27 protein-coding genes are annotated in these 24,912 nt (G+C 66.8%); 9 read left to right on the top strand and 18 right to left on the bottom strand.

Annotated features, from left to right (window positions below; genetic code table 11):
- Positions 1-373: 373 nt before the first annotated feature.
- On the bottom strand, positions 374-1,291 hold the full coding sequence (locus ACWCOP_RS02450) for an alpha/beta hydrolase (RefSeq protein WP_478249637.1): 918 nt from the start codon (positions 1,289-1,291) through the stop codon (positions 374-376).
- 14 nt (positions 1,292-1,305) lie between these two features.
- Between ACWCOP_RS02450 and ACWCOP_RS02445 the strand changes: the two genes are divergently transcribed.
- On the top strand, positions 1,306-2,586 hold the full coding sequence (locus ACWCOP_RS02445) for an NADH:flavin oxidoreductase/NADH oxidase family protein (protein ID WP_478249636.1): 1,281 nt from the start codon (positions 1,306-1,308) through the stop codon (positions 2,584-2,586).
- Positions 2,587-2,621: 35 nt separating this feature from the next.
- Here the strand turns inward: ACWCOP_RS02445 and recF are convergent, their stop codons facing one another.
- The 7 genes from recF to mutM all read right to left on the bottom strand — a co-directional run bounded on the left by recF (position 2,622) and on the right by mutM (position 10,347).
- Entirely contained in the window at positions 2,622-3,797 is a 1,176-nt protein-coding gene (gene recF / locus ACWCOP_RS02440; RefSeq protein ID WP_478249635.1) for a DNA replication/repair protein RecF, read from the bottom strand.
- Positions 3,794-4,912, bottom strand: coding sequence for a DNA polymerase III subunit beta (gene dnaN / locus ACWCOP_RS02435; protein ID WP_478249634.1), 1,119 nt, complete (start codon positions 4,910-4,912; stop codon positions 3,794-3,796). The genes recF and dnaN overlap by 4 nt, the downstream gene beginning before the upstream one ends.
- A 147-nt stretch (positions 4,913-5,059) precedes the next feature.
- A complete protein-coding gene (gene dnaA, locus ACWCOP_RS02430) occupies positions 5,060-6,523 on the bottom strand; it encodes a chromosomal replication initiator protein DnaA (RefSeq protein WP_478249633.1) in 1,464 nt (487 codons plus the stop codon).
- Between the two features lie 457 nt (positions 6,524-6,980).
- Positions 6,981-7,250 carry a 30S ribosomal protein S20 gene (rpsT, locus tag ACWCOP_RS02425; protein WP_478249632.1) on the bottom strand — a complete coding sequence of 90 codons (270 nt, stop codon included), beginning with the start codon at positions 7,248-7,250 and terminating at the stop codon, positions 6,981-6,983.
- Positions 7,251-7,370: 120 nt separating this feature from the next.
- Positions 7,371-8,147, bottom strand: coding sequence for an enoyl-CoA hydratase (locus tag ACWCOP_RS02420; protein ID WP_478249631.1), 777 nt, complete (start codon positions 8,145-8,147; stop codon positions 7,371-7,373).
- Between the two features lie 149 nt (positions 8,148-8,296).
- Positions 8,297-9,223 (bottom strand): TraB/GumN family protein, encoded by a 927-nt coding sequence (locus tag ACWCOP_RS02415; RefSeq protein ID WP_478249630.1) that lies wholly within the window; start codon positions 9,221-9,223, stop codon positions 8,297-8,299.
- A gap of 263 nt (positions 9,224-9,486) precedes the next feature.
- On the bottom strand, positions 9,487-10,347 hold the full coding sequence (mutM, locus tag ACWCOP_RS02410) for a bifunctional DNA-formamidopyrimidine glycosylase/DNA-(apurinic or apyrimidinic site) lyase (protein ID WP_478249629.1): 861 nt from the start codon (positions 10,345-10,347) through the stop codon (positions 9,487-9,489).
- A gap of 41 nt (positions 10,348-10,388) precedes the next feature.
- On the opposite strand from mutM, the gene ACWCOP_RS02405 reads away from it, so the two are divergent.
- Genes ACWCOP_RS02405 through ubiE form a run of 3 tightly spaced genes read left to right on the top strand, consistent with a single transcriptional unit; the run spans position 10,389 to position 12,264 of the window.
- Complete coding sequence (locus ACWCOP_RS02405; protein ID WP_478249628.1) at positions 10,389-11,027, top strand: hypothetical protein; 639 nt, start codon at positions 10,389-10,391, stop codon at positions 11,025-11,027.
- Between the two features lie 59 nt (positions 11,028-11,086).
- Positions 11,087-11,449, top strand: coding sequence for a hypothetical protein (locus ACWCOP_RS02400; protein ID WP_478249627.1), 363 nt, complete (start codon positions 11,087-11,089; stop codon positions 11,447-11,449).
- 56 nt (positions 11,450-11,505) lie between these two features.
- A complete protein-coding gene (gene ubiE / locus ACWCOP_RS02395) occupies positions 11,506-12,264 on the top strand; it encodes a bifunctional demethylmenaquinone methyltransferase/2-methoxy-6-polyprenyl-1,4-benzoquinol methylase UbiE (RefSeq protein ID WP_478249626.1) in 759 nt (252 codons plus the stop codon).
- A 248-nt stretch (positions 12,265-12,512) separates the two neighbouring features.
- On the opposite strand, the gene ACWCOP_RS02390 is transcribed toward ubiE, so the two are convergent.
- Both ACWCOP_RS02390 and purE read right to left on the bottom strand, forming a co-directional pair.
- The gene (locus ACWCOP_RS02390) at positions 12,513-13,583 is read right to left on the bottom strand and encodes a 5-(carboxyamino)imidazole ribonucleotide synthase (RefSeq protein WP_478249625.1); all 1,071 of its coding nucleotides are present in this window, start codon (positions 13,581-13,583) and stop codon (positions 12,513-12,515) included.
- Positions 13,584-14,090: a 5-(carboxyamino)imidazole ribonucleotide mutase gene (purE, locus tag ACWCOP_RS02385; RefSeq protein WP_478249624.1), complete on the bottom strand. Its 507-nt coding sequence runs from the start codon at positions 14,088-14,090 to the stop codon at positions 13,584-13,586.
- Between the two features lie 208 nt (positions 14,091-14,298).
- Between purE and ACWCOP_RS02380 the strand changes: the two genes are divergently transcribed.
- Complete coding sequence (locus tag ACWCOP_RS02380) at positions 14,299-15,021, top strand: GGDEF domain-containing protein (RefSeq protein ID WP_478249623.1); 723 nt, start codon at positions 14,299-14,301, stop codon at positions 15,019-15,021.
- Between the two features lie 15 nt (positions 15,022-15,036).
- On the top strand, positions 15,037-15,651 hold the full coding sequence (locus tag ACWCOP_RS02375; RefSeq protein WP_478249622.1) for a pyroglutamyl-peptidase I: 615 nt from the start codon (positions 15,037-15,039) through the stop codon (positions 15,649-15,651).
- 10 nt (positions 15,652-15,661) lie between these two features.
- Here the strand turns inward: ACWCOP_RS02375 and ACWCOP_RS02370 are convergent, their stop codons facing one another.
- The 3 genes from ACWCOP_RS02370 to ACWCOP_RS02360 all read right to left on the bottom strand — a co-directional run bounded on the left by ACWCOP_RS02370 (position 15,662) and on the right by ACWCOP_RS02360 (position 17,166).
- The gene (locus tag ACWCOP_RS02370; protein WP_478249621.1) at positions 15,662-15,871 is read right to left on the bottom strand and encodes a YdcH family protein; all 210 of its coding nucleotides are present in this window, start codon (positions 15,869-15,871) and stop codon (positions 15,662-15,664) included.
- A gap of 138 nt (positions 15,872-16,009) precedes the next feature.
- Positions 16,010-16,534 carry a TIGR02444 family protein gene (locus tag ACWCOP_RS02365; RefSeq protein ID WP_478249620.1) on the bottom strand — a complete coding sequence of 175 codons (525 nt, stop codon included), beginning with the start codon at positions 16,532-16,534 and terminating at the stop codon, positions 16,010-16,012.
- Positions 16,531-17,166 (bottom strand): UbiX family flavin prenyltransferase, encoded by a 636-nt coding sequence (locus tag ACWCOP_RS02360; protein WP_478249619.1) that lies wholly within the window; start codon positions 17,164-17,166, stop codon positions 16,531-16,533. The genes ACWCOP_RS02365 and ACWCOP_RS02360 overlap by 4 nt, the downstream gene beginning before the upstream one ends.
- A 110-nt stretch (positions 17,167-17,276) precedes the next feature.
- Between ACWCOP_RS02360 and ACWCOP_RS02355 the strand changes: the two genes are divergently transcribed.
- The 3 genes from ACWCOP_RS02355 to ACWCOP_RS02345 all read left to right on the top strand — a co-directional run bounded on the left by ACWCOP_RS02355 (position 17,277) and on the right by ACWCOP_RS02345 (position 19,378).
- Positions 17,277-17,447 carry a YdcH family protein gene (locus ACWCOP_RS02355; RefSeq protein ID WP_478249618.1) on the top strand — a complete coding sequence of 57 codons (171 nt, stop codon included), beginning with the start codon at positions 17,277-17,279 and terminating at the stop codon, positions 17,445-17,447.
- Between the two features lie 140 nt (positions 17,448-17,587).
- Entirely contained in the window at positions 17,588-18,457 is an 870-nt protein-coding gene (locus ACWCOP_RS02350) for a tetratricopeptide repeat protein (protein ID WP_478249617.1), read from the top strand.
- Positions 18,458-18,559: 102 nt separating this feature from the next.
- A complete protein-coding gene (locus tag ACWCOP_RS02345) occupies positions 18,560-19,378 on the top strand; it encodes an SDR family NAD(P)-dependent oxidoreductase (RefSeq protein WP_478249616.1) in 819 nt (272 codons plus the stop codon).
- On the opposite strand, the gene ACWCOP_RS02340 is transcribed toward ACWCOP_RS02345, so the two are convergent.
- The 5 genes from ACWCOP_RS02340 to ACWCOP_RS02320 all read right to left on the bottom strand — a co-directional run bounded on the left by ACWCOP_RS02340 (position 19,375) and on the right by ACWCOP_RS02320 (position 24,876).
- On the bottom strand, positions 19,375-19,560 hold the full coding sequence (locus ACWCOP_RS02340; protein WP_478249615.1) for a hypothetical protein: 186 nt from the start codon (positions 19,558-19,560) through the stop codon (positions 19,375-19,377). The two genes, ACWCOP_RS02345 and ACWCOP_RS02340, sit on opposite strands and share 4 nt — an antisense overlap.
- Entirely contained in the window at positions 19,557-20,693 is a 1,137-nt protein-coding gene (locus tag ACWCOP_RS02335; RefSeq protein WP_478249614.1) for a PepSY-associated TM helix domain-containing protein, read from the bottom strand. Before ACWCOP_RS02335 ends, ACWCOP_RS02340 begins: the two co-directional genes overlap by 4 nt.
- 11 nt (positions 20,694-20,704) lie before the next feature.
- Positions 20,705-22,876 (bottom strand): TonB-dependent receptor, encoded by a 2,172-nt coding sequence (locus tag ACWCOP_RS02330; protein WP_478249613.1) that lies wholly within the window; start codon positions 22,874-22,876, stop codon positions 20,705-20,707.
- A gap of 193 nt (positions 22,877-23,069) precedes the next feature.
- Positions 23,070-23,714: a DUF1013 domain-containing protein gene (locus tag ACWCOP_RS02325; protein WP_478249611.1), complete on the bottom strand. Its 645-nt coding sequence runs from the start codon at positions 23,712-23,714 to the stop codon at positions 23,070-23,072.
- 184 nt (positions 23,715-23,898) lie between these two features.
- The gene (locus ACWCOP_RS02320) at positions 23,899-24,876 is read right to left on the bottom strand and encodes an NAD(P)H-quinone oxidoreductase (RefSeq protein WP_478249610.1); all 978 of its coding nucleotides are present in this window, start codon (positions 24,874-24,876) and stop codon (positions 23,899-23,901) included.
- Positions 24,877-24,912 lie beyond the last annotated feature (36 nt).

Raw genomic sequence — 24,912 nt, 5'->3', positions numbered from 1 at the left:
GGCGGGAMTGACGGGGTGTCCCGAGTGAGTTCCGGCTAACGCACCGGTCCGCAAAGCGGCGGGTTACGGGTAGACGGGGAGGTTCCGTTGAGTCCCGCTGACCGAAAAATCACCTCAGCGGCGCGGGGGTCGTATCCGGCCTCCAAAWACAYAANAGAGCCGGCCTGGATCCTCCCGCGCCGCCCTCGCCACACTCATCACCTCGCGCAAATCTTGCGGCGGGCGGTTTGCGCGTGTGCGGCATAAATATATTCGGTGTTTGATGGACACCCGCCCCACCTCGCCTGGAGCAGGACCCGGTTTCACGGAATCGGGGCATGCTCTGACACTTGAGCGGCCGATCGGCCGGCCGGCGGCCGGACGGCCCGCGCCCTCATCCCAGCCGCGGTTCGATCCAGGCCTTGGCGCGCTCGAGGGCGGTGTCGGCTTCCTTCAGGAGCGGCGCGAACATCTGGAAATCGTGGAACATGCCCTTCCAGATCTCGCAATGGGCGTCCACGCCCGCCTCGTCCAGCCGCGCCATGAGGCGGGTGGAATCGTCCAGCAGGATCTCATCGCGGCCCACCTGAACGAAGGTCGGCGGCAGACCCTTGAGGTCGGCGAACAGCGGCGAAGCCTCCGGATCGCGCGGATCGCGGCCGTCCAGGTAAAGCGCGGCCCCCGCCTGAAGCGCCGTCGGCGTGAGCATGGGATCCTGGCGGGCCCGGCTGGCCACGCTGTCGCCGGACAGAGACAGATCGGTCCAGGGCGAGAGCAGGTAGAGCGCGTCCGGCATGGGCCGCCCGGCGTCGCGGTGACGGATCACGCCCGCGAGCGTCAGGCCCCCTCCCGCGCTGTCGCCGGCGACGATGAGCGGGCCTTCGGTCTGCTTGCGCACGACCTGAAGCGCGTCCTCGGCGTCCTCCACGCCATCAGGGCAGACATGTTCGGGCGCCAGGCGGTAATCCACCGACAACGCCTCCAGACCGAACAGGGCCGACAGGCGCGAAACGAGCGGTTTGTGGCTCTGGGGCGACCCGAGCGAATATCCGCCGCCGTGGAAAAACAGGATGGTCCCCGGCCGCCGGTTTTGCGGTATGAAGCGCAGCGTCGGCCGCCCGGCCAGCTCAATCTGGTCTACGGTGACGCCGGGCGCGCCGGGCAACCGGTCGCCGGATTTGTTCATCCGCGCGCGGGCGACCTGGCGCGGATTATCAGGAGACAGCGTCAGGCGGCCGGCCTGGCGCGCCATGTGGCGGGCGATGAAGCGGCGCACGCCAAGACCGCCATGGTTCTGGACCGTTTCGAGCATCGGAGCTCACTTTCATGACCGTTCTGTCGTCAGCGTTCACGTTGCCGTGCGGGATTTCAATCCCCAATCGACTCGCCAAGGCGGCGATGACAGAAGGCCTGGCCGAGTCCGGCGGGCGCGCCGGTGTGCGGATCGCTCGTCTCTACAGGCTATGGAGCGAGGGCGGCGCCGGATTGATCCTCACGGGAAACATCATGGTGGACGGCCGCTATCGCGAGCGTCCGGCGAATATCGTGGTGGACGGCGCCCTGGACGCCGCCTCCATGGCGGGGCTGGAAGCCTTCGCCGGGGCGGCGAAATCCGGCGGGTCGGTGGCCATCGCCCAGATCTCCCACGCCGGCCGGCAGAGCCCGGCCACGATCGCGCCCGAACCCGTGGGCCCGTCGGCGGTGGCGGTGAAGCTGCCCGGCGGCGTGTTCGCCAGACCGCGCGCCCTCACCGAGGCGGAGATCGAGGACATCATCGCGCGCTTCGCCCGCACCGCGAAAACGTGTGTGGAGGCCGGCTTTGACGGGGTGCAGGTCCACGCCGCCCACGGCTATCTGATCAGCGAGTTCCTCAACCCGCTGGTCAATCAGCGCACCGACTCCTGGGGTGGGAGCCTTGAGAACCGTGCGCGGATCCTCATCGAGACCGTGCGCGCGGTGCGCGCCGCCATCGGGCCGGACAAGGCGCTGAGCGTGAAGCTGAACTCGTCGGACTTCCAGAAGGGCGGGTTCGATTTTGAGGACTGCAAGCGCGTCGTCGCCATGCTGGACGCTGAAGGCGTCGACCTTCTGGAGGTCTCCGGCGGCAATTACGAGCAGCCCAGGATGATGGGCATTGAAGGCCCGCAGCCGGTTTTTGAAGGCGAGGTGCGGGGCAGCACGAAAGCCCGCGAGGCCTATTTCATGGCCTATGCCGAAGAGGTCCTCGAGACCGCGAAAACGCCGGTCATGGTCACCGGCGGTTTTCGCTCCAGGGCCGCCATGGAGGACGCGGTGGACAGCGGCGTCGCGCTCATCGGCCTGGGCCGGCCGCTCTGCGTCCTTCCCGACGCGCCGGCGCGGCTTCTGGGCGGCGGACTGGACGCCCTGCCCGCCCATGAGCGGAGCCTGACGCTGGGGTCCGGGTATTTCGGGCCGGCCTCGCCCAGCGATCTGATGAAGGCGGCCAACGGCTTCGCCGCCATGTCGTTTTTCTATCGAAACATCATCCGCATGGCCGACGGCCGCGCCCCCGCGCCGCGGATGAACCTGCTGGGCGCCCTCATCGCCCATCAGATGCAGGAACGCGCCGACGCCAGACGCATGTGAGGCGTTCAGGGATCATGGAGAGCTGCGGCGTCGGCCTACGCCATGGGCCGCGCCGTCCCCTCCACCACGGCGATGCGCTGAGCCCCGTCGCCGAAGGGTTCAAACAGCACCGGCTCCACGCCGGTGAGCCAGGCCTGGGTCTCCAGCGCCAGGATCGCCTCGGCGAGGCCGGCGCGCCGCGCCGCGTCAAGATGGGCGCAGGCTTCATCCAGAATCAGCACCGGCGCCGCGCCCAGGCTGCGCTTCACCGCCCCGGCCTGGGCCAGAGCGAGACCCAGAACCAGCGCCTTCTGCTCGCCGGTGGAGCAATCCACGGCCGCCTGATCCTTGTCGCGGTGGCGTGCAGCGAGCTCGGTGCGGTGAGGTCCGGTGAGCGCGCGCCCGGCGGCGCCGTCGCGCCGGCGCGCCTGCTTCAACGCGTCCTGGAACCAGTCCTCGGCCTCGCCAGCCTTCAGGCCGCCGGCCAGACGCACCTCGATGACGCCTTCCAGTTCCAGATCGGCCTTGGGAAACGCGCTGTCAGGCCTGGCGTCGATCTCCGCCTGCAGCCGGGCCAGGGCGTCCAGACGCGCGGCCGCCACGGCGACCCCGCGCTGGGCCATTTCAGCTTCCAGCGCGTCCAGCCAGACCGGATCGGCGCGCCCGCCCTCTTCCATGCGGTCCAGCAGGCGCTGGCGCTCCCTCTGGGCCTTGTCATAGGCCGAGGCTTCGCCCGCATGATCGGGGGCGCCCGCCAGAACCAGACGATCAAAGAATTTCAGCCGGTCGGCGCGCGGTCCGGCCCAGAGCCGGTCTTCTCGCGGGGTGAGCCACACCAGGGGAAACAGGCGCGCCAGCTCGGCCTGCGTCGCTGCGGCGCCGTCAAGGCGGGTCTTGCGACGCGAGGGTTCGGCGGGATCAGAGCCGGTGGCGAGGCTCACCGCGCCTTCGCGCGTCATCGCTTCGGCGTAGACCGCCCAGATCGGCGCCGGGCCGTCGGCGGTCTTCATGCGCACCGCCTCCGAGCCGGCGGCGCGGACACCGCGCCCCGGCCCGAGAAAGCTCACCGCTTCAACCAGATTGGTCTTTCCCGCCCCGTTGGGACCGAACAGCGTCACCGGCCGTCCATCAAGGCGAAGGTCCAGATGCGCGTAATTGCGAAAGCCGGTGAGCTTCAGTCTTGTCACCGCCGGCATGTCCGGCGCGGGGTTGGACGCGGTGTCCTGGCTCACACCCGAAGCGGCATCAGCACGTATTCGGCGTCCTTGTCCCCGGAGTCCGTCACCCGCGTGGGCGAGCCGGAATCGGCGAATTCAAAGATCGCTTCATCGCCCTCGATCTGACCGGCCACGTCCAGCAGATAGCGGGCGTTGAAGCCGATCGCAATTTCATCGCTGGAATAGTCCACGGCCAGCTCTTCGCTCGCCGCTCCGCTTTCCGGGTTGTTCACGGTGAGGGTGAGCTGGCCTTCGGCCAACGCCAGTTTCACCGAACGCGACTTTTCCTGGCTGATCGTGGCGACGCGGTCGACGGCCTGGGCGAACGGCGCCCGGTCGACGCGCATGATCTTGTCATTACCGCGCGGAATCACCCGCTCATAGTCGGGGAAGGTCCCGTCGATGAGTTTGGAGGTGAGCACCGCCGCACCCAGCCGGAAGCGGATCTTGCCGTCGCTCACCGATATCTCGACATCGCCCTCCATATCCTCGAGCAGACGGCGCAGCTCCTGGATCGGTTTGCGCGGCACGATGACCGCCGGCATGGCGCCGGCGCCGTCGGGCAGGTCGGTCTCGGCCAGCGCCAGACGGTGGCCGTCGGTGGCCACGGCGCGCAAGGTTTTGCGGCCGTCGCGCTCGGCGGCGTGCAGATGTATGCCGTTGAGATAATAGCGCGTCTCCTCGGTGGAGACCGCAAAGCGGGTCTTGTCGATGAGGCGCGCGATCTCGCTGGCGGGCGCGGCGAAGCTCACAGCGAGGTCTTCGCTGGGCATGACAGGAAAATCGCCCGGCGGCAGGACCGGCAGATTGAAGCGCGAGCGCCCGGCCGACAGCGCCAGGCGCGGATCATCGCCGGACAGCTCCAACGTCACCTGGCTGCCTTCGGGCAGCTTGCGCGCGATCTCGTAGAGGGTGTGGGCCGGGGCGGTGACGACGCCGTCGCGTTCGGACTTGGCCTCGGCCTCCTCCACGATCTCCATGTCGAGATCGGTCGCAGTGAAGCGGGCGAATCCGCCTTCGGCGTTGATCAGAACGTTCGACAGGATGGGGATCGTGTTGCGTCGTTCAACGACGGCCTGAACGTGTCCGAGGGCCTTGAGCAGCGTCGCGCGCTCGATGGTGAGCTTCATGGTCTCGCCTTTGCCTGCCTTGATGAAGCGAATCGACCGAATGGGAATCGCCTGAATTCTAAAAGCCCCACACTCTAAACCAAAAAAATCGGCCGCAAGAAGGGGTCTCTTGCGGCCGATCTCTCAGAGGGGGTGAAAAAACAGCGATCAGCCGCGCAAACGGCGCCGTAGAGCGTCCACATCCTCGGCCAGAGCCGCATCGGTGGACAGGGCGCACGAGACCTTGTTCACCGCATGGATCACCGTGGAATGGTCGCGCCCGCCAAAGCGCCGGCCGATATCGGGCAGCGAGCGCGTGGTCATGGTCTTGGCCAGATACATCGCGATATGGCGCGGGCGGACCACCGTCTTGGTCCGGCGCTTGGACAGGATGTCGTCCACCGCAATGTCGAAATAGCTCGCCGTCGTCTTCTGGATGTCGTCGACGGTGACGCGCTTCTCACTGCGCACGGGCAGCTCCCCGAGCGCCTCTTCGACCGTCTCCAGCGTCACCGCCCGATTCAGCAGTGCGGTGCGCACGATGATATTGTTGAGCACGCCTTCCAGCTCACGCGCCGAGCTGGTCACCCGCGCGGCCAGGAAGTCGCGCACCTGTTCGGGCACTTCAAGATCCGGGCAATGGCGCCGGGCCTGGGCGATCTTGCAGTCGATGATCTTGCGGCGCAGATCCAGATCCGGCCCGGAAAGCGGGCAGTGGAAGCCGCCCGACAGAATATCCTTCAGCCGCCGATCAGAGACGTTCAGATCACCGGGCGCGCAATAGCTGGCCAGAACGACCTGCTTGTCGGCGGCCATCAGCGCATTGATCGTCTGCAGAAACTCCAGCTCGGTCGCAGGCTTGCCGGCGATGAAGTGGACGTCGTCGATCAGCAGCACGTCGCAATCGCGCATCAGTTCCTTGAACGGGCGGGTGTCTTTGGCGCGCAGGGCCGACTGGAAGCCGTTGAGGAATTCTTCGGCAGTGAGGCACAGCGCCTTGCGCCGGGACTCGCCCAGCTCCACCGCATGGGCGATCGCGGCCAACAGATGGGTTTTACCCACGCCGTAATCGCCGTGAAAGAAGACCGGGTTGAAGGGCGGCGTGCGGGCGCCGGCCACAGCCTTTGCGGCGGTGGCGGCCATGATGTTGGCTGAACCCACCATGAAGGTGTCGAAGGTGAAGCGCGCTTCTTTCGCCTCGGGCGCGGCGTGCGAGCCGGATTGCGAGCCGGGCTGGAGCGCCGACGGCGAGGCCTGGGAGATAAGCTCGCTGCGCCCGGCGCCGGTGGTGGCCGGCTCGGCGCGGCGTACGGCGGCGGCCATGCCCTGCTCGGTGGCGATGAAGATGTCGCGGGGCGACGCCTCGGCCGACGCCCACAGGGCGCGCAGACGGACGCCGAGTTGATCCTCGATCCACGACCGGCTGAACTCATTGGGACAGATCACGAAGACACGGCCCTCTTCGTCTTCCATCACCCGCAGGCGCGCGATTTCGGAAGCATAAACGGTATCGCCGAATTCCTTGCGAAGGGTGGCGCGGACATCGCGCCAGATCCCCACGGCCGTCTGACCTCCGGTCATGGCGCCGGCCTCATAGCGAAACGCTGTTGATGCTCGATATTCATGCCCCATGGAACCCCAACCTTCGTGGTTCGCCTCATCCTTCAGGATGCGGTCAAGTCTCTGATTTTGAACGCAGTCATCCCGCACCGGGAAACGCATATATCAAGCGTCCCGATGGATTTTTCAGTCCGTATGGAGATGGCTGTCGTCGATGTGGACAGGTTACTCCGGCGCTCAGGCGAATCAACACCATTAACCACGCAAATCGCCCGATTCAGAGCTTGACAGAATGATTCACAAAGCAGCTTGGGCGTTTGCGCGATGAAAAAAATTTCACCGATATTTTCGCTTGTACTCGGGTCCTAAATCGGACTCGCGAACAGGGCTCTCTCCCTGTGCCAGGATGGCTCAGCTCGCCTTTATAGTAAAGAAATTCAGACCTTTGTCCGACGGGCGCGACACAAAGAAAACGCCCGCAGCAGACGCTGCGGGCGTTTCGACGTTTCATCCGTTTCAGGATGGAATTTTACTGAGCCGTCATCGACTTGACGCGCGCGGAGAGGCGCGAAACCGTCCGGGATCCGGTGTTCTTGTGGATCACGCCTTTGGACACCGCTTTCATCACCTCGGACTCGGCGGTTTTCAGCGCGGTCCGCGCCTGATCCTGGTCGCCCGCGGCGACCGCCTCGTTGAGCTTGCGCACATAGGTGCGCATGCGGGTGCGGCGGCCCTTGTTGAGCGCGGTGCGGCGCTCAATCTTGCGCGCCATTTTTTTCGCCGAGCGAGTATTCGCCATGTGTCTTCAAGCTCTCTCGTTCACGCCGGCGGCCCGACATGGCGCTGGCTGGAAAATTCGATAAGGCGCGGCGTATAGCTCCCGGCGGACGGGGCGTCAACCGCGATCGGCTGAAACGGCCTAGCGATGCTTGAAATGCGCCGCTCTTTTATCAGCGAAAGCGGACATGCCCTCGCTCTGGTCTTCGGTGGCGAACTGGGACTGGAAAACGCGCCGCTCGAAGCGCACGCCCTCGGTCAGGCCCATCTCGAACGCCATGTTGATGGACTCTTTCGCCATCATGGCGATCGGAAGCGATTTCGAGGCGATGGAGGACGCCGCCTCCATGGCGGTGTCCATCAGCTCGTCGGCCGGAACGACCCGGCTCACCAGCCCGGCGCGTTCGGCCTCTTCGGCTCCCATCATGCGCCCTGTCAGGCACATATCCATGGCTTTCGCCTTGCCGACCGCGCGCGGCAGGCGCTGGGTGCCGCCCGCGCCCGGCATGACGCCGAGATTGATCTCGGGCTGACCGAACTTGGCGGTCTCGGCGGCGATGATGAAATCGCACATCATGGCGATCTCGCAGCCGCCGCCCAGGGCGTAGCCGGACACAGCGGCGATGATGGGCTTGCGAAACCGGGCCACGCTCTCCCACGTCTCCGCGAACGGATCGTGCTTGTAGAGCGACATGAAGTCCTTTTCCTGGAGCTCCTTGATGTCGGCGCCGGCCGCGAAGGCCTTGGCCGAACCGGTCAGCACCACGCAGCCGATTTCTTCGTCCTTCTCGAACGCGGCGAGAGCGGCGGTGAGCTCGGTGGTGAGCTCGTCGCACAGCGCGTTGAGCGCGGCCGGACGGTCCAGGGTGATGACGCCGACGCGCCCTTCAGTCTTGGTCTGAATGGTGTTGTAGGCCATGCGGCCCTCCAAGCGGTCTGGGGCGCGCCTTGATGAGCCGGGGCGCGCGCTGGGAAACGACAAACGCGCGCCGCTATACACGAAGCCCGCGCCGGGGTCGACACCCAGGCGCGGGCCCATTCAGGCCGGCGTACGGCCTTCGCGAACGCCTAGTGGCGCGTGACCGTATGGCCGTTCGCCTCCAGCAGGGCGATCACGCCGGTCTCGCCGGGCATGTGGCCGGCGCCGACGGCGACGAAAGCGTTCTGTTCGGTGGCCAGCGCGGCCTCAATCTGGGGGATCCAGTTGCGATTGCGCTGGACGATGAGCGCTTCGTACAGCTCGGCGGAGGCGTCGCGCATGTCCTCGTTGAACACCCGGTCCAGCGTGTCCATGTCGCCGGCGGCCCAGGCCTGAACCAGCTCGCTCAGCATGTCGGGATCTTCGGCCATCTGGGCGATCCCGACTTCAAAATCGGCGATCTGGGTCTCCATGGGCAGGCCGGCGAGATAGCCCAGCTGCTCCTCGGCGGTTTCGAAATAGCCGAATTCCTTCCCGGCCTCCATAGCGTCGGCGGTGAGCTTGTATTCAACGCCCGACATCGGATCATAGCCGCCGGCCTGGATCTGCAGCACGGCGATGCTGACGCTGGCGAGCCACGGCTTGAGCGGATCCATCTGGGCCGCCAGCGCTTCGGGCGGCGCGCCCAGGCGCTCGGCGATCGTGGCCATGTGGGCCTGCGCCTCATCGCTGATCAGCGAGCTCAGCGTCACGCCCTCCTCATTGAGGCCGAGCTGGGGGATCAGCGCCTGCATCTGCGTTTGCGCTTCCGGCGACGAGACATCCGCCTCCAGGTAGACGATCCCGGACTCGTCCAGGGCCGCGTCCACGGCCGGGGTGCGCCAGGTCAGCTCTGGCGGCAGGATGTGGACGGTGCCGAAAAGATAGACGGTGGAATCTTCGTCGGAGATCGACCACAGGGCCGGGTTCGCCTCGATGGCGGCGTAGTCGGTCTGGGCGTGGACGGCGCCGGCGAGGCTGAGCCCCGCGAGCAGTCCGGCAGCGAGCGCGGCGGTGGTTTTGAGAAGCTTTTTCATTGCATGTCCCTCGTATTCCTTAGCGGTGCGGGTCTAGTTGCGATCCGGTGCGGACCTGTTACAGCGTGATCTTGTGATTGTTTGATGGCCGCCCCAGAGCGCGATCGCAACGACGATCAGAGCGGCGACGATATCAGCCATGATGCAACTTCGTGTCCACCCGCCTCTCCTGGCGAGCGCTATCGTTATGCCCGATCATTTGTTGTTAGTCTACAACAATATTACAAATATGTATAAACTTTCATACTTCGTCTAAATCTTTGTCAGCGCTGGCATTTAGGGCAGAAGAAGGTGGAGCGGGCCGACTGGACAATGCGGGTGATGACCCCGCCGTCATCGCGTTTGCACGCCTCGCCCTCCCGGCCATAGGCGTCGAAGCTGTGTTGGAAATAACCCATGGCGCCGTCCGCGCCGGCATAGTCGCGCAGGGTGGAGCCGCCGGCCTCGATGGCCTCGGCGATGACGCTGCGCACCGCCGGCGCAAGGCGCTCCGCGCGGGCGCCGCGGATGGAGCTGCATAGCCGGCGCGGGGATATCCGGGCGCGCCACAGCGCTTCACAGACATAGATATTGCCCAGCCCCGCCACCACGGTCTGGTCGAGCAGCCCGGCCTTCACCGGGCTCCTGCGGCCCGCGAAAGCCTCCGCGAGCGCAGCCGAGGAAAAGCCGTTGGAGTCCGGCTCCGGCCCGAGATCCTTCAGATAGGCGTTGGCGCCCTCATCGGCGGTGGCGAACAGATCCATGAATCCAAACCGGCGCGGATCGTTATAGGTGACTTGAACCCCGCCCTCCATCTGGAAGACGACATGGTCGTGCCTGGGGTTCGCCGCCGGCGCGTAGACGAAATCGCCGGGCTGGCGCTTTACATCTTCGGCTTCGATGGAAAACCGGCCGGACATCCCCAGATGCATGAGAAGGGTTTCGCTGGAGCCCAGCCGAACCAGCAGGTATTTCGCCCTTCGGTCAATGCGCTCCACCATCGTGCCGGTAAGCCGCGCCTCGAACTGGGCTGGCAGGGGAAAGCGCAGATCGGGCCGGTTCGCCCGTGCGGCCAAAATGCGACGCCCGGCCATGGCCGGTTGCAAACCCCTGCGCACGGTCTCGACTTCCGGCAATTCAGGCATCACCCTTCCCCCATGAACTTGGTTCGAGGGGAACTCTAGCGATGGCGCGCGACGGCGCGAGCCCGAAGGGCGCCGAGACGGCGGCCGGTCTGGCCGTGCGCGCTCTGCACGCCACGGCGGAGCGGCGCGCCGGCGCGGATCATCCCGCCCTCTATGACGCTCGCGACAATCCCTGGACCGACCAGATCGCGCGGGAGCTGCGCGGCGCCGTCGCTGACAGTCTGGAGCCCGATCACGCGCGCTGTCACGCCGTGGCGGCGCGCTGGCGCTTTCCCTCCATGCTCAAGGACGGCCCCGTCATGGCCGCGGCGCATCCGCTCTATGACATCGCCTGGCGGATCTATGCAGAGGACGGCTCCGCCTTGATCGCGCAGCCCCTGATCGCCGAATGTCCCTGGCGCGGCGGATGGCGGGCCCTTTCCGGCGCCGCCGACCGGCTCGCCCAGGGCCGGGCCGATGTGAAGCTCCTGTGCGCCATGGACGATCCGGCGCGCGCGGTGGGCGAGATGACGCTGGCCGAGGCTTGCGCCTTTCGCATCAACGCCTTCGCGCCGCCGGGAGACGATTTGATGCTCGCGTTTTACGGCCGAGCCGAAAGCTGGCGCGAAACGGCCGGGTTCTCCATCTTCACCTATGTCACCGGACGCGACCGGATAGAGGCGGTGAACCCGCAAGGCTGATCGGGCGTTATAACCCGGGCTCCAGTCTGCGAGCTTCCGGCAGAGAAGGCCATTTCTCCATGCGCATCTCCCCTCCCGCCACCGCCTTCGCGGTCCTCTCCGCCCTCGCCCTCACCGCTTGCGGAGACGATGCCGGCGATCGCTCGCCGGGCTCCACAGACCCTTACGCGGATAGCGAGGTCCTGGCCTTCGCGTGCGGCGAGACTGAAGTGGAGGCGCGCTTTCTGCCCGAGACCGCCCGCATCGTGGTGGACAGCGCCACCTATGACCTGACGCGGGCCGGGGACGGCGACCGAGCGGAGACCGGGACGCGCTATGAAGCGCCCAGCGAGCCCGCCCTGGCGTTCACGGCCATGGGCGAGACGGCGATCCTGTCCTTGCCGGGGGATCCCGACCTTGAGTGCCGCCTGGTCGATGCGTAAGCGCGCCGCACCCTGAAGGCTGGCGCTCGCGCCCGGCCCGATCTAGTTTCCGGCCCATGAGCAAAGACACCGTCTCCTTCGGCTTCAAGGACGTCGCCCGCCAGGACAAGCAGGGCCTTGTCCGGCAGGTCTTCGATTCCAGCGCCCGCCGCTATGATCTCATGAACGATCTCATGAGCATGGGCGTGCACCGGGTGTGGAAGGAAATCGCCATCACCAAGGCCGGACCGCGCCCGGGCGCGCGTCTGATCGACGTGGCCGGCGGCACCGGCGATCTGGCCCGCGACTTCCTCGATCGCGCCGACGCCATGCAGAAGCGCCGCGGCGGCGAACTCGCCGAGGCCGTGGTCGCCGACATCAATGAACAGATGCTGCGCGCCGGCCTGAAACGCGGCGCGCGCGACCGGCTGGACTGGGTCACCGCCAACGCTGAGATCCTGCCCTTCGACGACGCAAGCGCGGACGCAGTCACCATCGGCTTCGGCATCCGCAACGTCACCGACCGGGTGAAAGCACTAGGCGAAATGCGCCGGGTGCTGAAACGCGGCGGGCGCTTCGTGTGCCTGGAATTCTCCCGGCCCACCACGCGGATGCTGGAAAAGATCTACGACGCCTGGTCGTTCAACGCGATCCCGGTGCTCGGCGAGAAGATCGCCAAGGATCGAGACAGTTATCAGTATCTGGTGGAGTCCATCCGCCGCTTCCCGCACCAGTCGGCCTTCGCCGCCGAACTGGAAGAGGCCGGGTTCAAGCAGGTGAAGGTGGACAATCTTTCCGGCGGGATCGCCGCGATCCACACCGGCTGGAAGCTTTAGACCCGCCGGTTTGCTGCAGCTTCTCAGCGCGACGCCCGCGCCTTTTCAGGTGAAAATTCTGCAGTTTTTCAGGCGCAGCATTTCTCTGCGATGTAGATTAAAAATTCATGGTTTCCAAATAGCTGGATGACGCTTGATGGCGCACGCCTGAAGCGGCTCTCCAGCTTCGGTTCTACGAAAAATGCTGCAGGCCTCAAAGCCGGTTTCGTGGGCGCAGCAAAGCTGGCGCCCGCACGCCGACGATCGCCCTAGCCGCGCTCGATGATGTTCACATGGCCCATCTTGCGGCCGTCGCGCGTCTCGCGCTTGGCGTAGAGATGGAGCACGGCTCCGGGCTCGGTGAGCCAGCGCTCCCAGTCGTCGGCGTCCGACCCGATCAGATTGATCATGCGCGCCGGCGCCAGGGGCGCGGGATCGCCCAGCGGCCAGCCGGCCACTGCGCGCATGTGCTGCTCGAACTGATCGGTGAGGCAGGAATCCTGGGTCCAGTGCCCGGTATTGTGCACGCGCGGTGCGATCTCGTTGACCAGAAGCCGGCCGTCCTCCAGCGCGAAGAGCTCCACCGCCAGCACGCCCACATAATCGAGCGCCTTCAGAAGCGCGTTCACGATGCGCAGCGCCTCGGCGCGAAGCGCGTCATCGGCTTCGGCCGGCGCGATCGTCTCACGAAGGATGCCGTCGGCGTGCCGGTTCTCGCTCAAAGGAAAGGCTTCAATCACGCCGTCCACCGAGCGGGCCGCGAGGATGGACAGCTCGCGCTCGAACGGGGCGAAAGCCTCCAGGATCGCGGCGCGCGCGCCAATGGCCTCAAAGGCGGCTTCGGCGTCTTCCACGCGGCGCACCACCTGCTGGCCTTTGCCGTCATAGCCAAAGCGGCGGGTCTTCAGGATGGAGGGCACGCCCAGCGCCAGGACCGCCGCGCGCGCGTCGGCGGGGGTGTTCACGGCGCGAAACGCAACGGTGGGCGCGCCGTGATCGTTAAGGAAGGTCTTTTCGGTGAGCCGGTCCTGCGCCGCCTGCAGCGCGTTGGCGCCGGGCCGCAGCGGCGCGTACCGAGCTGCTTCCAGGGCGGTCTCCAGCGGCACGTTTTCAAACTCGTAGGTGACCGCGTCGACGCTCTCTGCAAACCGCGCCACGGCGGCGAGATCGTCATAATCAGCGGTGATGGTTTCAGCCGCGACCCGGCTCGCCGGGCAGTCGGGCTCGGGGTCAAAGATCACCACGTCCAGGCCCAGGCGCGCGCCAGCGAGCGCCAGCATGCGCCCCAGCTGTCCGCCGCCGAGAACACCGATACGCGAGCAGGGCGTCAGGCGGGTCATCTAGTCCTCGACGGTGTCGGGAACGGACTCCGTGAGCGCGGCGCGATAGGCTCTCACCCGCTCCATCAGCGCAGGATCGCTCAGTCCGAGGATAGAGGCGGCCAGGATCGCGGCGTTCTTCGCGCCGGCCTCGCCGATGGCCAGCGTGCCCACCGGAACGCCGCCGGGCATCTGGACGATGGAGAGGAGGCTGTCGAGGCCGGAGAGCGCCTTTGACTGAACCGGGACGCCCAGCACGGGCAGATGGGTCATGGAGGCGACCATGCCGGGAAGGTGCGCCGCACCGCCGGCCCCCGCGATGATCACCTGCACGCCGCGAGCAGCGGCTGCCTTTGAGAACTCCACCAGCCGGTCGGGGGTGCGGTGGGCGCTCACCACACGCGTCTCATAGCCCGCGCCGAGCTGATCAAGCAGATCGGCGGCGTGCTTCATGGTGGGCCAGTCGGACCTGGAGCCCATGACGATGGCGACAGGCTCGGCGGCGATGAGGTTGGCGCTTTCAGCCATGGGTCTGACACCCCTCCGGCGCTGGAAAGCGCGGCACATTACGCGCGGCGGGCGCGGCGTCAAGAAAAAGCAGTGTTTGCGCCACTGTTTGCAGGCCGCGCCCGAGCGCCGCCTGAAGGCTAGAGGCCCGGGCCGGCCGCCTGAACCCTTCTTTAACCCCCGCGCGCCATGGTTAGCGGAGCGTTCACCATGGCGAAGGAGACGCCCCATGCGCATTCGGTCCGGCGATCCGGTCGGCGCGGCGGCACGGCGCGAGCCGGCCGGGCGTGCAAACGACGCGGGCTCGGCCTCCGCCGCGTCGAAGGCCGGCGCCCCGCGCGACACCGCCTCCATCATGGGCGTGCCGGAATCAGAACTGACGCCGAACGTGCAGCGCGCCCTTCTCACCTTGATGGGAGAAGTGGATCAGATGCGCAAGGAGACAGAGTCCCTGCGCGCGAAAATCCGCGATCTTGAAACCCTGGCCGACCGTGACGTCTTCCTGCCCGTGCTTAATCGCCGCGCCTTCCTGCGCGAGGTGTCCAAGGCGCTGTCGCTGGCCGAACGCCACGATGCGCCGAGCGCGCTGGTGTATTTCGACCTCAACGGCTTTAAACAGATCAACGACACCCACGGCCACGCGGCAGGCGATGCAGCGCTTGAGAAAGTCGCCGAGCTTCTGGTCGCCCATGTGCGCGAAACCGACGCCGTGGGCCGTCTGGGCGGCGACGAGTTCGGCGTCGTGCTCACCCTGACACCCGCCTACGCCGCCGAGCACAAGGCCGCCGAACTCGCTCAAGCCATCGCCGATACGCCGATCCTCTACGAGGGCGAGGCGCTGCGCCTTGGCGCGGCCTGGGGCGTGCGGGCGCTGGAACGCGGCCTAGCCGTGGAGACCGCCATGGCCGAGGCCGACAAGGCCATGTACGCGCGCAAAATCCGCGCCGCATAAGTGCCCGGCGCCCTATTGACCGGCTTTGGCCCGTTTCCCGGCGCACCGGTCAATCCCACTGAAGCCGTCATCGCCAAGGCCGCCGCGCCGGACCGGATGCGAACCCTTGTGCTGAGCACGCAGTACGACGCCGTGCCGGGCGCTCTGGATGCTGCGGCGCGGGACAAGCCGGATGTGGTGGTGATGACGGGTCTCGCCGCAGCCGCCGAGCGGGTGCGCATCGAGCTTCTGGCCCGCAATCAAGTCCCACCCGGACGCCCCGATGCGTCAGGCGAGGCCTTTGACGGCGGCGTGATCGAGCACGGCGGGCCGCAGGCGCTTGAAACCACCGCTGACCTACCCGCCCTCTTCGCCGCATTGGCGCGGGCGGACGTGGAGTATGAGATCAGCCGGGATGCAGGCGGCTATGTCTGCAATTTTGCTTACTTCCACGCCCTGAGGCGGTTTGCGGCGGCCCGAATTGTCTTCGTCCACCTGCCGCTCACCGAGACCGCGTTCGCAGCCTCCATACGCGCCGGACCTGGCTACGGACTTGGCGATGGGCCGGCGCAACAGCGCATCCTACCCGAAGCCGAAGCGGTGCGGGCGGTGAGCGCGATTCTGTCTTCCCAGCTGGGCCAGCCGGGCTAGCCGAGCGAATCTATGCAATGATGTCGGGGTTCAGCATGTCTTCCAGCTGGAAGATCTGATCCTTCAGGACCAGCTTGCGCCGCTTCAGGCGCATCACCTTGAGCTGATCGACGACGCCGCACATGGTCAGAGCGCCGACCTCGTCATCGAGGGAGCGGTGTTCACGCTGCAGCTCTTCCAAGCGGCGCTTGAGCGCCGTTTCGTCGAATTGACCGTCCATGGGCCGTTTCGCCTCCAACCGTCTGCAGCGCTCGCCGCCTCGCCGTCAGGGCGGAAGAGCGCGCACGATATCAGATACAAATACACACGCCGGCTGCGTGTCGCGACGGCGCGCAGAACCAGCTTTCCGGTGGGGATATTACACGTTTTCCACGGCCGAGAAAACGGTCTCGATAAAGTCACCTACCGGCGCGTCCGGCCCGCACCGTGACGCGTAGGCGTCCAGGCGGCTTCGGCACAGGCTGGCCACATCGCCGCCGGACAGCGGCGGACAGGCCGGAGACAGGTCCGCCAGCGCCAGCTGCTGGAGGCGTTCGCCCTCCAGTTCGGCGGCGAGCACTTGTTTGCGAAACGCTGCGGCGGCGTCCGGCGCGATGAAGTCCGGCGCCGGCTTCAGCCCGTCTCGCGCCTCGCGCAGGGGCTGGACGACGCGGGCGCGCCACAGGGCGCCCAGTTCAATCGCCTGGCCCAGCGCCGCGCCGGGATCGCGTCCGGTGATCACCGTCCAGACAATCCAGAGCGCAATGTTCACGTCCAGGCCAGCCTCCTGCAGCGCGAGGCAGGCGTCCTTCACGCCTGGGCGCGAATAGAGCGCGGTGGAGAAGCTCCAGAAGCCGGGCTTGGCGCCGCGATCGGCGGTGTCGGTGCGCGCGGGCGGGCTCATTCGTTACGCTCGCGCTTGGCGCCGCGCGCCGCACCGGGGCGCCGGCCCAGCTCCAGATCCTCGCCCCAGCGCCGCGTCGGCGTCCAGTCCAGCCCGAAAAGGTCCAGCGCGCGCCCCACGCTCTGATCCACCATCTCTTCAAGGCTTTTCGGGCGGGCGTAGAACGCCGGCAGGGGCGGCATGATGATCGCCCCCATCTCGGTGAGCTGGGTCATGGTGCGCAAATGGCCCAGATGGAACGGGGTCTCGCGCACCATCAGCACCAGGCGCCGGCGCTCCTTCAGGCAGACATCGGCGGCGCGGGTGAGCAGCGAGCCGGTCACGCCGGTGGCGATCTCGCTCATGGTGCGCACCGAGCACGGCGCCACCAGCATGCCCAGCGTCCGAAAGCTCCCCGACGCGATGGGCGCGCCCACATCGGGCATCTTGTAGGCGAATTCGGCGCGGCTGGAGAGCTCGGACGGTTTCAGCCCGGTCTCATAGGACAGGGTCATCTCCGCGGCCTTGGACGCCACGAGGTGGCGTTCCACCCCCAGCTCGGCCAGCGCGTCCAGGACGCGCAGCGCATAGACCGAGCCGGACGCTCCCGACACCCCGACGATTAGCCGAGCCGGTTCAACCGCTTCTCTCATATCGTGTTCACGATGAGTCAAAATAGTCCGTACTCCGGATCGTTTTGTGAATTTACAGGCGCCCGCAAGTGGTGGTTCAATCCTAGGCCCATTCAACAAGGGAGGCACATATGGCCGCTGAAGCACGCATTCGTGAGCTAGACGCCCGTCACCAGGCCCTGGACGTTCAAATCTCAGACGCGATGAAATCGCCCGCTTCAGACACGCTTCAAGTGGCCAGCCTCAAAAAACAAAAGCTCAGGCTTAAAGAGCAGATAGATCAGTTGCGGCGACGACAATAAGCCCGCGATCAATCCGGCGGAAGGCGGGCGCATGTGCGCCCGCCTTTTTCGTTTTGGGAACCCTCTCGCGGTTCGCACCATTGCCGAACACGGTGCGACGCACCATCGTTAGCGACCTGACCCACCGCCTGGAGCCCGACATGGCGCTTGCCCGCATTCTTGTACGCTTCGCCGCCCTCGCCGGTCTGGCCGCGCTCGCCCTTGGCGGCCCGGCGCAGGCCCAGCCCCAGCGCCTGTGCCCCGACGGCTACGCCGCGCTGCAGGCGGGCGAACCGGAGGCCGCCGTCACCGCATTCGAGGCCTGCCTCTCCCGGCAGCTCTATGACTGGCCGGTGGAGGCCGAACTGCGCGCCCGGCTCGGCGCGGCGCAGCTGGCCCTGGGCGAAGGTGAGGCGGCGCTTCTGAGCTATAATCAGGTCTTCGCCCTGGTGCAGAGCAATGGCGGCGATGGGGATAATCCCCTCATACGCCGCAACCGGGCGATGGCCTACATGCAGCTGGATCGGGCGCAGGAGGCGCTGGAAGACATTGAAAGCGCGCTGAGAGCGGCGCCGGATGACTCCTTCACCCAGCTTCTGGCCGGCTCCGCCTATCTTGATCTGGACCGTCCCGAGGAGGCTGTCGCCGCCTTCGACACCGCGCTGCGCAGCGAGCCCGAATATCTCTCGGCCTGGATCGGGCGGTCAGCCGCTTTTGTGGAAATGGGCCTCGACGACCAGGCCGTGTCCGACGGCCGCGAGGCGGTATCCATCGCGCCGGAGGACGGCGGGGCCCTCAACGCCCTGTGCTGGGCGCTGGTGCAGGCGGGCCGCGCTGCGGACGGGCTGGAGATCTGCGACGCGGCGGTGGAGGCGGAACCGGAATCGGGACCCATCGTCCATTCGCGCGCCGCAGCGCTGGAGCAACTCGGCCGCAATGAAGAGGCCGCGCAGCTTTACGCCCGCGCCCATGAGCTCGCCCCGGACGATCCGGAGATCACCGCCGATTACGAGCGCGTCCACGGCGGCTGAGCAAGCCGAGCCAGCTTTCCACCATCAAGAACGGTTCTCCCGTTTACATGGGCGGCCGCGAAGCGTTTGATCGCGACCCGACAACCGGCAGCGGAGACCCTCATGCCGTCATCTGATCGCGTCGCCATCATCACTGGGGGAGCCCGGGGCATCGGCGCCGCCTGCGCGCGCCGTTTCGTGGAGGAAGGCCTTCGCGTCGTCATCGCCGACAAGAACGAGAAGGTCGGCGAAGCGCTGGCCAAGGATCTCGACGGCGGCAAGGATCGGGTCTTTTTTGTTCAGTGCGACATCTCCGACAAGCTGGCCGTCGCCAATCTCATGGCCGAAACCCGCTCGGCCTTCGACCGCGTGGACGTGCTGGTCAACAACGCCGCCGTGCTCGCCAAGGGCGACATCCTTGATTTGTCGGTGGATGATTTCGACCAGGTCCTCGCCGTCAATCTGCGCGGCGCCTTTCTGGTGGCCCGCGCCTGCGCCAAGCAGATGGTCGAGCAGATCGAGGCCGAAGGCTCGCGCGCAGAGGAATGCCGCAAGCGCTACGCCATCGTGAACATGAGCTCGGTCAACGCCGTGGTCTCCATCCCTGACCAGCTCGCCTATTCGGCCAGCAAGGGCGCGCTCAATCAGATGACCAAGGCCATGGCCCTCGCCCTGGCGCCCTGGGGCGTGCGCGTGAACGCGGTGGGCCCCGGCTCCATCAACACCGATATCCTGAAATCCATCGCCGACGACAAGGCGGCCATGAAGCGCATCCTGTCGCGCACGCCGCTGGCGCGCCTGGGCGATCCCGATGAGATCGCCGGCGTCACCTGGTTTCTCGCCTCCTCCGACGCGAGCTACGTCACCGGCGAATGCATCTACGCCGACGGCGGCCGCCTGGCTCTGAACTATGTAATGAAGCCTGAGGATTACGAGGATTAGGTTCGGCGCAGGCGCGCCCAGACGACAGCCCCCACAGGGACCGCGAGAGCCAGCCAGCCCGCAATGTCCACGGCGCCGTCAGCGATCAACGCGATGATCAGTCCGAACAGGCTGATACCGGCGATGAGGCCCGGCCAGGCGAAGACGGCGCCGGCGCTGCGGCGATCGGTGCGGGCGCTCATGCGCGCACCCCAGACAGCTCGACCGAGCGGCGCCGCGCGGCGCCGAAGCGGCGCGCCGCCCAAAGATAGAGGCCGGTGACCAGCACCGCGATGGCGGCCAGGTCCAGCAGCGCCCAGAGGATCTTCAGGGGCAGGCCGGCGTAATCGCCAAAGTGAAGAGGCCGGGACAGGCCCAGCGCCTTCACATACCAGGGCATGGTGCGCAGCCCTGCGAAATCTCCGGTTCGCGCGTCCACCAGCACCGGCGTGATGAGATTTTCGGTCAGCGGCGTATCGCCGTGCAGGAAGATCGCATAATGGCGGCTGGTGGAGAAAGTCCCGCCTGGGAACGCCACGAATTGCAGCGTCATGTCCGGCGCTTCGGCGACAGCCCGGCGCACCGCGGCGTCCAGCGACGCCATTTCGCCCGGCGCCGGCGCAGGCCCGGCCTCCGCGCCGGACACCAGATCGGCCAGGGCGGTGTCGCGCCAATAGCCGAAAATCTGGTCGTCCAGCGTGTTGATCACCCCGGTTCCGCCCACCACCAGCACCCAGGCGAAGGTCACCGCGCCCAGCAGATTATGGTAGTCGAGGGTCTTGATCCGCGCCGATTTTTCAAGCCGCAGCACGCCGAAAGCGTGCTTGCGCATGAAGGGCAGGTAGAGCACGGCGCCGGAGATCACCGCGGCGATAAACACCACCCCCATGGCGCCCAGAAACAGCTTTCCGGGCATGCCCAGAAACATGTCGGTGTGCAGCTGCAGCAGGAAATCCATGATCCCGCCGGCGTCGTTCGGCGGCGAGACGATATCCCCGCTGGTGCGGTCGAAGCGTTCGAAATGCATCGCCCCGCCTGGCGCATCCGGCGCCGGCCCGGTGGTGACGTTCACCACCGGGCGGTCGGTGTCGAAGCTCATGAAGAGCGGAACCTCGCCCGGCCGGTTCTCCAGCGCGCGGTCCAGAATGGCGTCCAGATCGAGCATCGGCGCGCCGGGATTCGCCGGGGTGAATTCGGACGGGTTCAGCGCCGCCTCGAACTCGTCATGGAAGATGATCGGCAGACCGGTGACGCACAGCATCAAAAGGAAAAGCGTGCACACCAGGCTGGTCCAGGTGTGCACGCCGCTCCACAACTTGATCGCTCGGGTCTGCATCAAGCGCCCCCTTAGAAGTCCGTGGTGACCGACAGGCGCACCGAGCGCGGCTCGCCCTGGACCAGGTAATTGGCGCCGGGGAAGCCGCCGGTGGAGGCCCAGTATTCGTCGTTCAGCAGATTCTCCACCCGCGCGCGCAGGGTCACCGGCTGGCCGCTCGCCTCGAACCCGTAGCGCAGGCCGGCGTCAAAGCGGGTCCATGCGGGAAGTTCTCGGGTGTTGGCGGTGTTTATGTACTGCGCTCCGGTGTGCAGAACGCGGCCCTCCGCCGTCAGTCCGGCGATCCACGGCAGATCCCACTCGGCGTTCACATTGAGCTGGAATTCCGGCACGCCGATGGGCGCATTGCCTTCATCCACGCCGCCTTGCGTGCGGGCGAGTTCCGGCTCCAGCACGGTCGCCCCGCCGATCAGGCGAACGCCCTCGGCGGGTTCGCCGAACACGGTGAGCTCCAGACCGCGCACGCGCTGCTCGCCCGACGCGGTGAACACGTCTCCCACCACAATGGCGTTGGGTTTGGACAGCTCGAACACGCTGAGCGTGGCGCCGAATGCGCCGCCGTTATACTTCACGCCCGCTTCGATCTGGTCGCTGCGGAACGGGGCGAGGACATCGCCGGCATTGGCGATGGGCGTGCCGCCGGAATTGGCCGGCGCGATCTGGCCCGGCTGCAGGCTCTCGGCGTAGTTGGCGTAGACCGACACCGTCTCCGCCGCACGCCACACGAGGCCGAAGGCGGGCGTCACCGCCTCATCCTGATAGCCCGACAGCGCGGCGCCGGTGTTGTAATCAAAGCTGCGCGTCTCGATGGACTGATGGCGCAGGCCCGCGATCGCGATCACGGCGCCGTCCAGGAAGGTCATCTGGTCGGCGATGGCGAAGCTGGAATTGTCCACCTCTTCGGTGGTCAGCGGATCGGACAGATCGCCGCCCACGAAGAAGTCCGCCGCCGGCGGCGTCACCGCGAACGGATCGTAGAGATCGCCTGCGAACCCGGCGAAGCTGGAGAAAGCGTAGGCGTTCTTCGACTCAAGGCTGATCGCCGAAGCCGAGACGATCAGCCGGTGATCCACCGCGCCGGTGGCGAAGTCTGCGCGCAGACCGGCGTCGGCGCTGATCACCGTGTCCTCACGCGTATTGTCGAATCGGTAGGCGCTGGTAGTCCCGTCCAGGGCGGCGGTGGGGTTGGCGAGCACGTTCGCCTCCTCGCCCGCGCGGCCGCCCACGGCGACCCAGCCGGAGACCGTGTCGGTCACGTCCATCTCGGCGCGCACAACGCCGAACAGCTGCTCCTCGTCGGTGAAGGTCCACGGCTGGGCGTAATTGGTCTCAGGCTCCGGCACGGCGGGCACGCCGGCGCCAGGCGTCACCTGGGGCCGCGGTTGGTCGATGCGGTGATCCTGATAGCCGAGATCGGCGGAGAAGCGCACGCGCTCACCGTCGTAATCGGTCCCCAGTGAAACGAGGCCAAGCGAGCGGTCCTGATCATTGATGGCGGTCTCGCCGTCGCGCAGGGCGGCGTTGGCCCGCGCGCCGAACGCGTCATCGGCGCCGAAGCGGCGCGCCATATCCAGCGCGGCGTAGCCATGGCCAGTGGATTCATAGCCCAGCGTGAGGCGGTTCAGATCGTCCTGCGGCGCGCGCTTGGGAACGAGGTTGAAGGCGCCGCCGACGCCGCTGCCGCCCGGCGCCGCGCCGTTGAGGAAGGCGTTGGCGCCGCGGAACACCTCCACGCGTTCGATGAGCTCTGCAGACACGTACTGGCGCGGCAGGATGCCGTAGACGCCGTTATAGGTCATGTCGTCGGAATAGACCGGGAAGCCGCGCACCACATAGAGCTCCTGGAAATTCCCGAAGCCCTTGGCCAGGCGCACCTGAGGGTCGTTGGCCAGCACGTCGCCCACGCTGCGGGCCTGCTGATCCGCGATCAGCTGCGCGGTGTAGGCCGTCCCCGCGAACGGCGAGTCCATCATGTCGATATTTCCGAACAGGCCGGTGCGCGCGCCCCGCGCCACCTGGCCGCCCGCATACGCGCCGGCGAGGTCCACCTGCGACCCGGTGACGACGATCACGTCGGAAACGCCGGCGCCGGCCGTCTCCTCCGACGCGTCCTGGGCGATCGCCGGCGCGCCGGCGAGCAGCGCCGCCAGTCCGGCGGTGAGGGTGAGAGCGGCCTTGGTCATGATGTCCTCGCAAAATACGGCGGCGCAACACGCCGCTTGAGACTGAGGTTGCGAGCTATTCGCATAAAGGGCCGCAGACCGCAATGGGCGATGGCGCCGCAGGTTCGCCCCGCGCCCGCGCGCCCGGGCCATAAAAAAAGCCCGGCTGAGACAGCCGGGCTTTTCACAGTCGCCGAACGCCCGAAGGCGAAGCCTAGTCCTTCTTGCCGAACAGCTCGTCCAGCGTGGTGGGCGCGTTGGAGGTTTCGCGATCCTCGGCGGGCTTCAGCGTATCCACTTCCTTCTCGATGGCGCCGTCGTCCTCCATTTGCTTGCGGCGCTCGGAGGCTTTGGAGACCAGAGCGTCCAGATCGACCTGGGTGCACAGGCCCAGCGAGACCGGGTCGGTCGGCTTGATGTTCTGCGCGTTCCAGTGGCTGCGCTCGCGCACGGCCTGGATCGTGGTCTTGGTGGTGCCCACCAGCTTGGAGATCTGCGCGTCGGTCAGCTCGGGGTGATTGCGCACCAGCCAGGCGATGGCGTCCGGGCGGTTCTGACGGCGCGACAGCGGGGTGTAGCGCGGACCCTTTCGCTTGGTCTCCTGGAACTCGGCGTATTTCGGCTTGGAGGCTTCCATGCGGTAGGCGGCGCTTTTCTCCGCCTTGTCCAGCTCCTCACGGGCCAGCTGCCCGGAGGCCACCGGATCGGATCCGCGCACGCCGGCCGCCACGTCGCCGTCGGCGATGCCCTTGATCTCCAGATGGTGCAGACCGGTGAAGTCGGCGATCTGCTCAAAGGTCAGAGCGGTGTTGTCCACCAGCCAGACCGCAGTCGCCTTCGGCATCAGAATTTCGGCCATGATCCATTCCTCGTCACAAAATAAGAAAAGCCCGGCGCGGTCGCCGGGCTTGTCCGTGGAACCGACCCTTGCCTCACCATCGGTTCAGCAAAGGATTTCACGTTCTGTATACATGTATGGCCTCGCGCTGGAAATACCCGCCGGGCTCTGACGGCAGCGCCGGGCGGCCCTGACCGTCGGAGCCTCAGGGCGTCAGCAGGATCTTGCCGGAATGGACCATGGAGTCCATGCGCTCATGGGCTTTGACGACCTCGTCCAGGGTGAAGCGCGAATCGATCACCGGACGCACGGCGCCGGCGTTTATCCACGGCCAGACCTTGCTCTTCACCGCGTCGGCGATGGCGGCTTTATCCGCGTCGGAGCGCGGGCGCAGGGTGGAGCCGGTAAGGGTCTGGCGCTTGACCATGAGCATCGTCAGATCGACCTCCACCCGCGCGCCCTTGAGGAAAGCGATCGTGGAAATGCGCCCGTCGGTCCTGAGCACGTTCAGGTTCTTCTGCACATATTCGCCCGCCACCATGTCGAGGATCACGTCCGCGCCGCCGGCCGCTTTCACCTCGGCCTCCCAGTCGCCGGTCTTGTAGTTCACCGCCAGATCCGCACCGAGCGCGCGGGCCAGCGCGCATTTCTCGTCGGTCCCGGCGGTGGTCATCACCATCGCGCCATGGGCCTTGGCCATCTGGATCGCCGTGGTTCCGATTCCGCTGGTTCCGCCATGGACGAGAAAGTGCTCGCCCGGCGCGAGACGCGCGCGGTCAAACACGTTCACCCACACCGTGAAGACGGTTTCGGGAAGCCCGCCCGCATCCACAAGATCGACCCCTTCAGGCGCGGCGATCACCGAGCCGGCCTGCGCCCGCGCAATGTCGGCGTAGCCGCCTCCGGCCACCAGGGCGACGACCTTTTCTCCGGCCCTGAACGGCGCGCCTTCGCCGGCTTCGCGCACCGTGCCGGAGACTTCAAGGCCCAGGCCCTCCGGCGCACCCTTGGGCGGCGGATAGAACCCCATGCGCTCAAAGACGTCAGGCCGATTCACCCCCGCCGCGGCGACGTCGATGAGCACTTCGCCCGGCCCCGCCGGAGCCAGGGTGCGCTCCTCGATGCGCAAAGCGTCCGGACCGCCGGGCTGCGGCGCGGTCACGATTCGGGTGCGATGGGCCATGGGTGGGGGACTCCTTGAAGCATATGGTTTATCGTG

It is taken from the genome of Apolloniradiicaulis salifontis, from assembly GCF_053756655.1.
This window is presented reverse-complemented; position numbering and strand designations above follow the sequence as displayed.

What these genes read in the sequence shown, in the direction of transcription:
- ACWCOP_RS02450 (WP_478249637.1), bottom strand. Translation starts at nt 1,291, where the DNA reads ATGCTCGAAACGGTCCAGAACCATGGCGGTCTTGGCGTGCGCCGCTTC.
- ACWCOP_RS02445 (WP_478249636.1), top strand. Translation starts at nt 1,306, where the DNA reads ATGACCGTTCTGTCGTCAGCGTTCACGTTGCCGTGCGGGATTTCAATC.
- dnaN (WP_478249634.1), bottom strand. Translation starts at nt 4,912, where the DNA reads ATGAAGCTCACCATCGAGCGCGCGACGCTGCTCAAGGCCCTCGGACAC.
- dnaA (WP_478249633.1), bottom strand. Translation starts at nt 6,523, where the DNA reads ATGGGGCATGAATATCGAGCATCAACAGCGTTTCGCTATGAGGCCGGC.
- rpsT (WP_478249632.1), bottom strand. Translation starts at nt 7,250, where the DNA reads ATGGCGAATACTCGCTCGGCGAAAAAAATGGCGCGCAAGATTGAGCGC.
- ACWCOP_RS02420 (WP_478249631.1), bottom strand. Translation starts at nt 8,147, where the DNA reads ATGGCCTACAACACCATTCAGACCAAGACTGAAGGGCGCGTCGGCGTC.
- ACWCOP_RS02415 (WP_478249630.1), bottom strand. Translation starts at nt 9,223, where the DNA reads ATGAAAAAGCTTCTCAAAACCACCGCCGCGCTCGCTGCCGGACTGCTC.
- mutM (WP_478249629.1), bottom strand. Translation starts at nt 10,347, where the DNA reads ATGCCTGAATTGCCGGAAGTCGAGACCGTGCGCAGGGGTTTGCAACCG.
- ACWCOP_RS02405 (WP_478249628.1), top strand. Translation starts at nt 10,389, where the DNA reads ATGGCGCGCGACGGCGCGAGCCCGAAGGGCGCCGAGACGGCGGCCGGT.
- ACWCOP_RS02400 (WP_478249627.1), top strand. Translation starts at nt 11,087, where the DNA reads ATGCGCATCTCCCCTCCCGCCACCGCCTTCGCGGTCCTCTCCGCCCTC.
- ubiE (WP_478249626.1), top strand. Translation starts at nt 11,506, where the DNA reads ATGAGCAAAGACACCGTCTCCTTCGGCTTCAAGGACGTCGCCCGCCAG.
- ACWCOP_RS02390 (WP_478249625.1), bottom strand. Translation starts at nt 13,583, where the DNA reads ATGACCCGCCTGACGCCCTGCTCGCGTATCGGTGTTCTCGGCGGCGGA.
- purE (WP_478249624.1), bottom strand. Translation starts at nt 14,090, where the DNA reads ATGGCTGAAAGCGCCAACCTCATCGCCGCCGAGCCTGTCGCCATCGTC.
- ACWCOP_RS02380 (WP_478249623.1), top strand. Translation starts at nt 14,299, where the DNA reads ATGCGCATTCGGTCCGGCGATCCGGTCGGCGCGGCGGCACGGCGCGAG.
- ACWCOP_RS02370 (WP_478249621.1), bottom strand. Translation starts at nt 15,871, where the DNA reads ATGGACGGTCAATTCGACGAAACGGCGCTCAAGCGCCGCTTGGAAGAG.
- ACWCOP_RS02365 (WP_478249620.1), bottom strand. Translation starts at nt 16,534, where the DNA reads ATGAGCCCGCCCGCGCGCACCGACACCGCCGATCGCGGCGCCAAGCCC.
- ACWCOP_RS02360 (WP_478249619.1), bottom strand. Translation starts at nt 17,166, where the DNA reads ATGAGAGAAGCGGTTGAACCGGCTCGGCTAATCGTCGGGGTGTCGGGA.
- ACWCOP_RS02355 (WP_478249618.1), top strand. Translation starts at nt 17,277, where the DNA reads ATGGCCGCTGAAGCACGCATTCGTGAGCTAGACGCCCGTCACCAGGCC.
- ACWCOP_RS02350 (WP_478249617.1), top strand. Translation starts at nt 17,588, where the DNA reads ATGGCGCTTGCCCGCATTCTTGTACGCTTCGCCGCCCTCGCCGGTCTG.
- ACWCOP_RS02345 (WP_478249616.1), top strand. Translation starts at nt 18,560, where the DNA reads ATGCCGTCATCTGATCGCGTCGCCATCATCACTGGGGGAGCCCGGGGC.
- ACWCOP_RS02340 (WP_478249615.1), bottom strand. Translation starts at nt 19,560, where the DNA reads ATGAGCGCCCGCACCGATCGCCGCAGCGCCGGCGCCGTCTTCGCCTGG.
- ACWCOP_RS02335 (WP_478249614.1), bottom strand. Translation starts at nt 20,693, where the DNA reads ATGCAGACCCGAGCGATCAAGTTGTGGAGCGGCGTGCACACCTGGACC.
- ACWCOP_RS02330 (WP_478249613.1), bottom strand. Translation starts at nt 22,876, where the DNA reads ATGACCAAGGCCGCTCTCACCCTCACCGCCGGACTGGCGGCGCTGCTC.
- ACWCOP_RS02325 (WP_478249611.1), bottom strand. Translation starts at nt 23,714, where the DNA reads ATGGCCGAAATTCTGATGCCGAAGGCGACTGCGGTCTGGCTGGTGGAC.
- ACWCOP_RS02320 (WP_478249610.1), bottom strand. Translation starts at nt 24,876, where the DNA reads ATGGCCCATCGCACCCGAATCGTGACCGCGCCGCAGCCCGGCGGTCCG.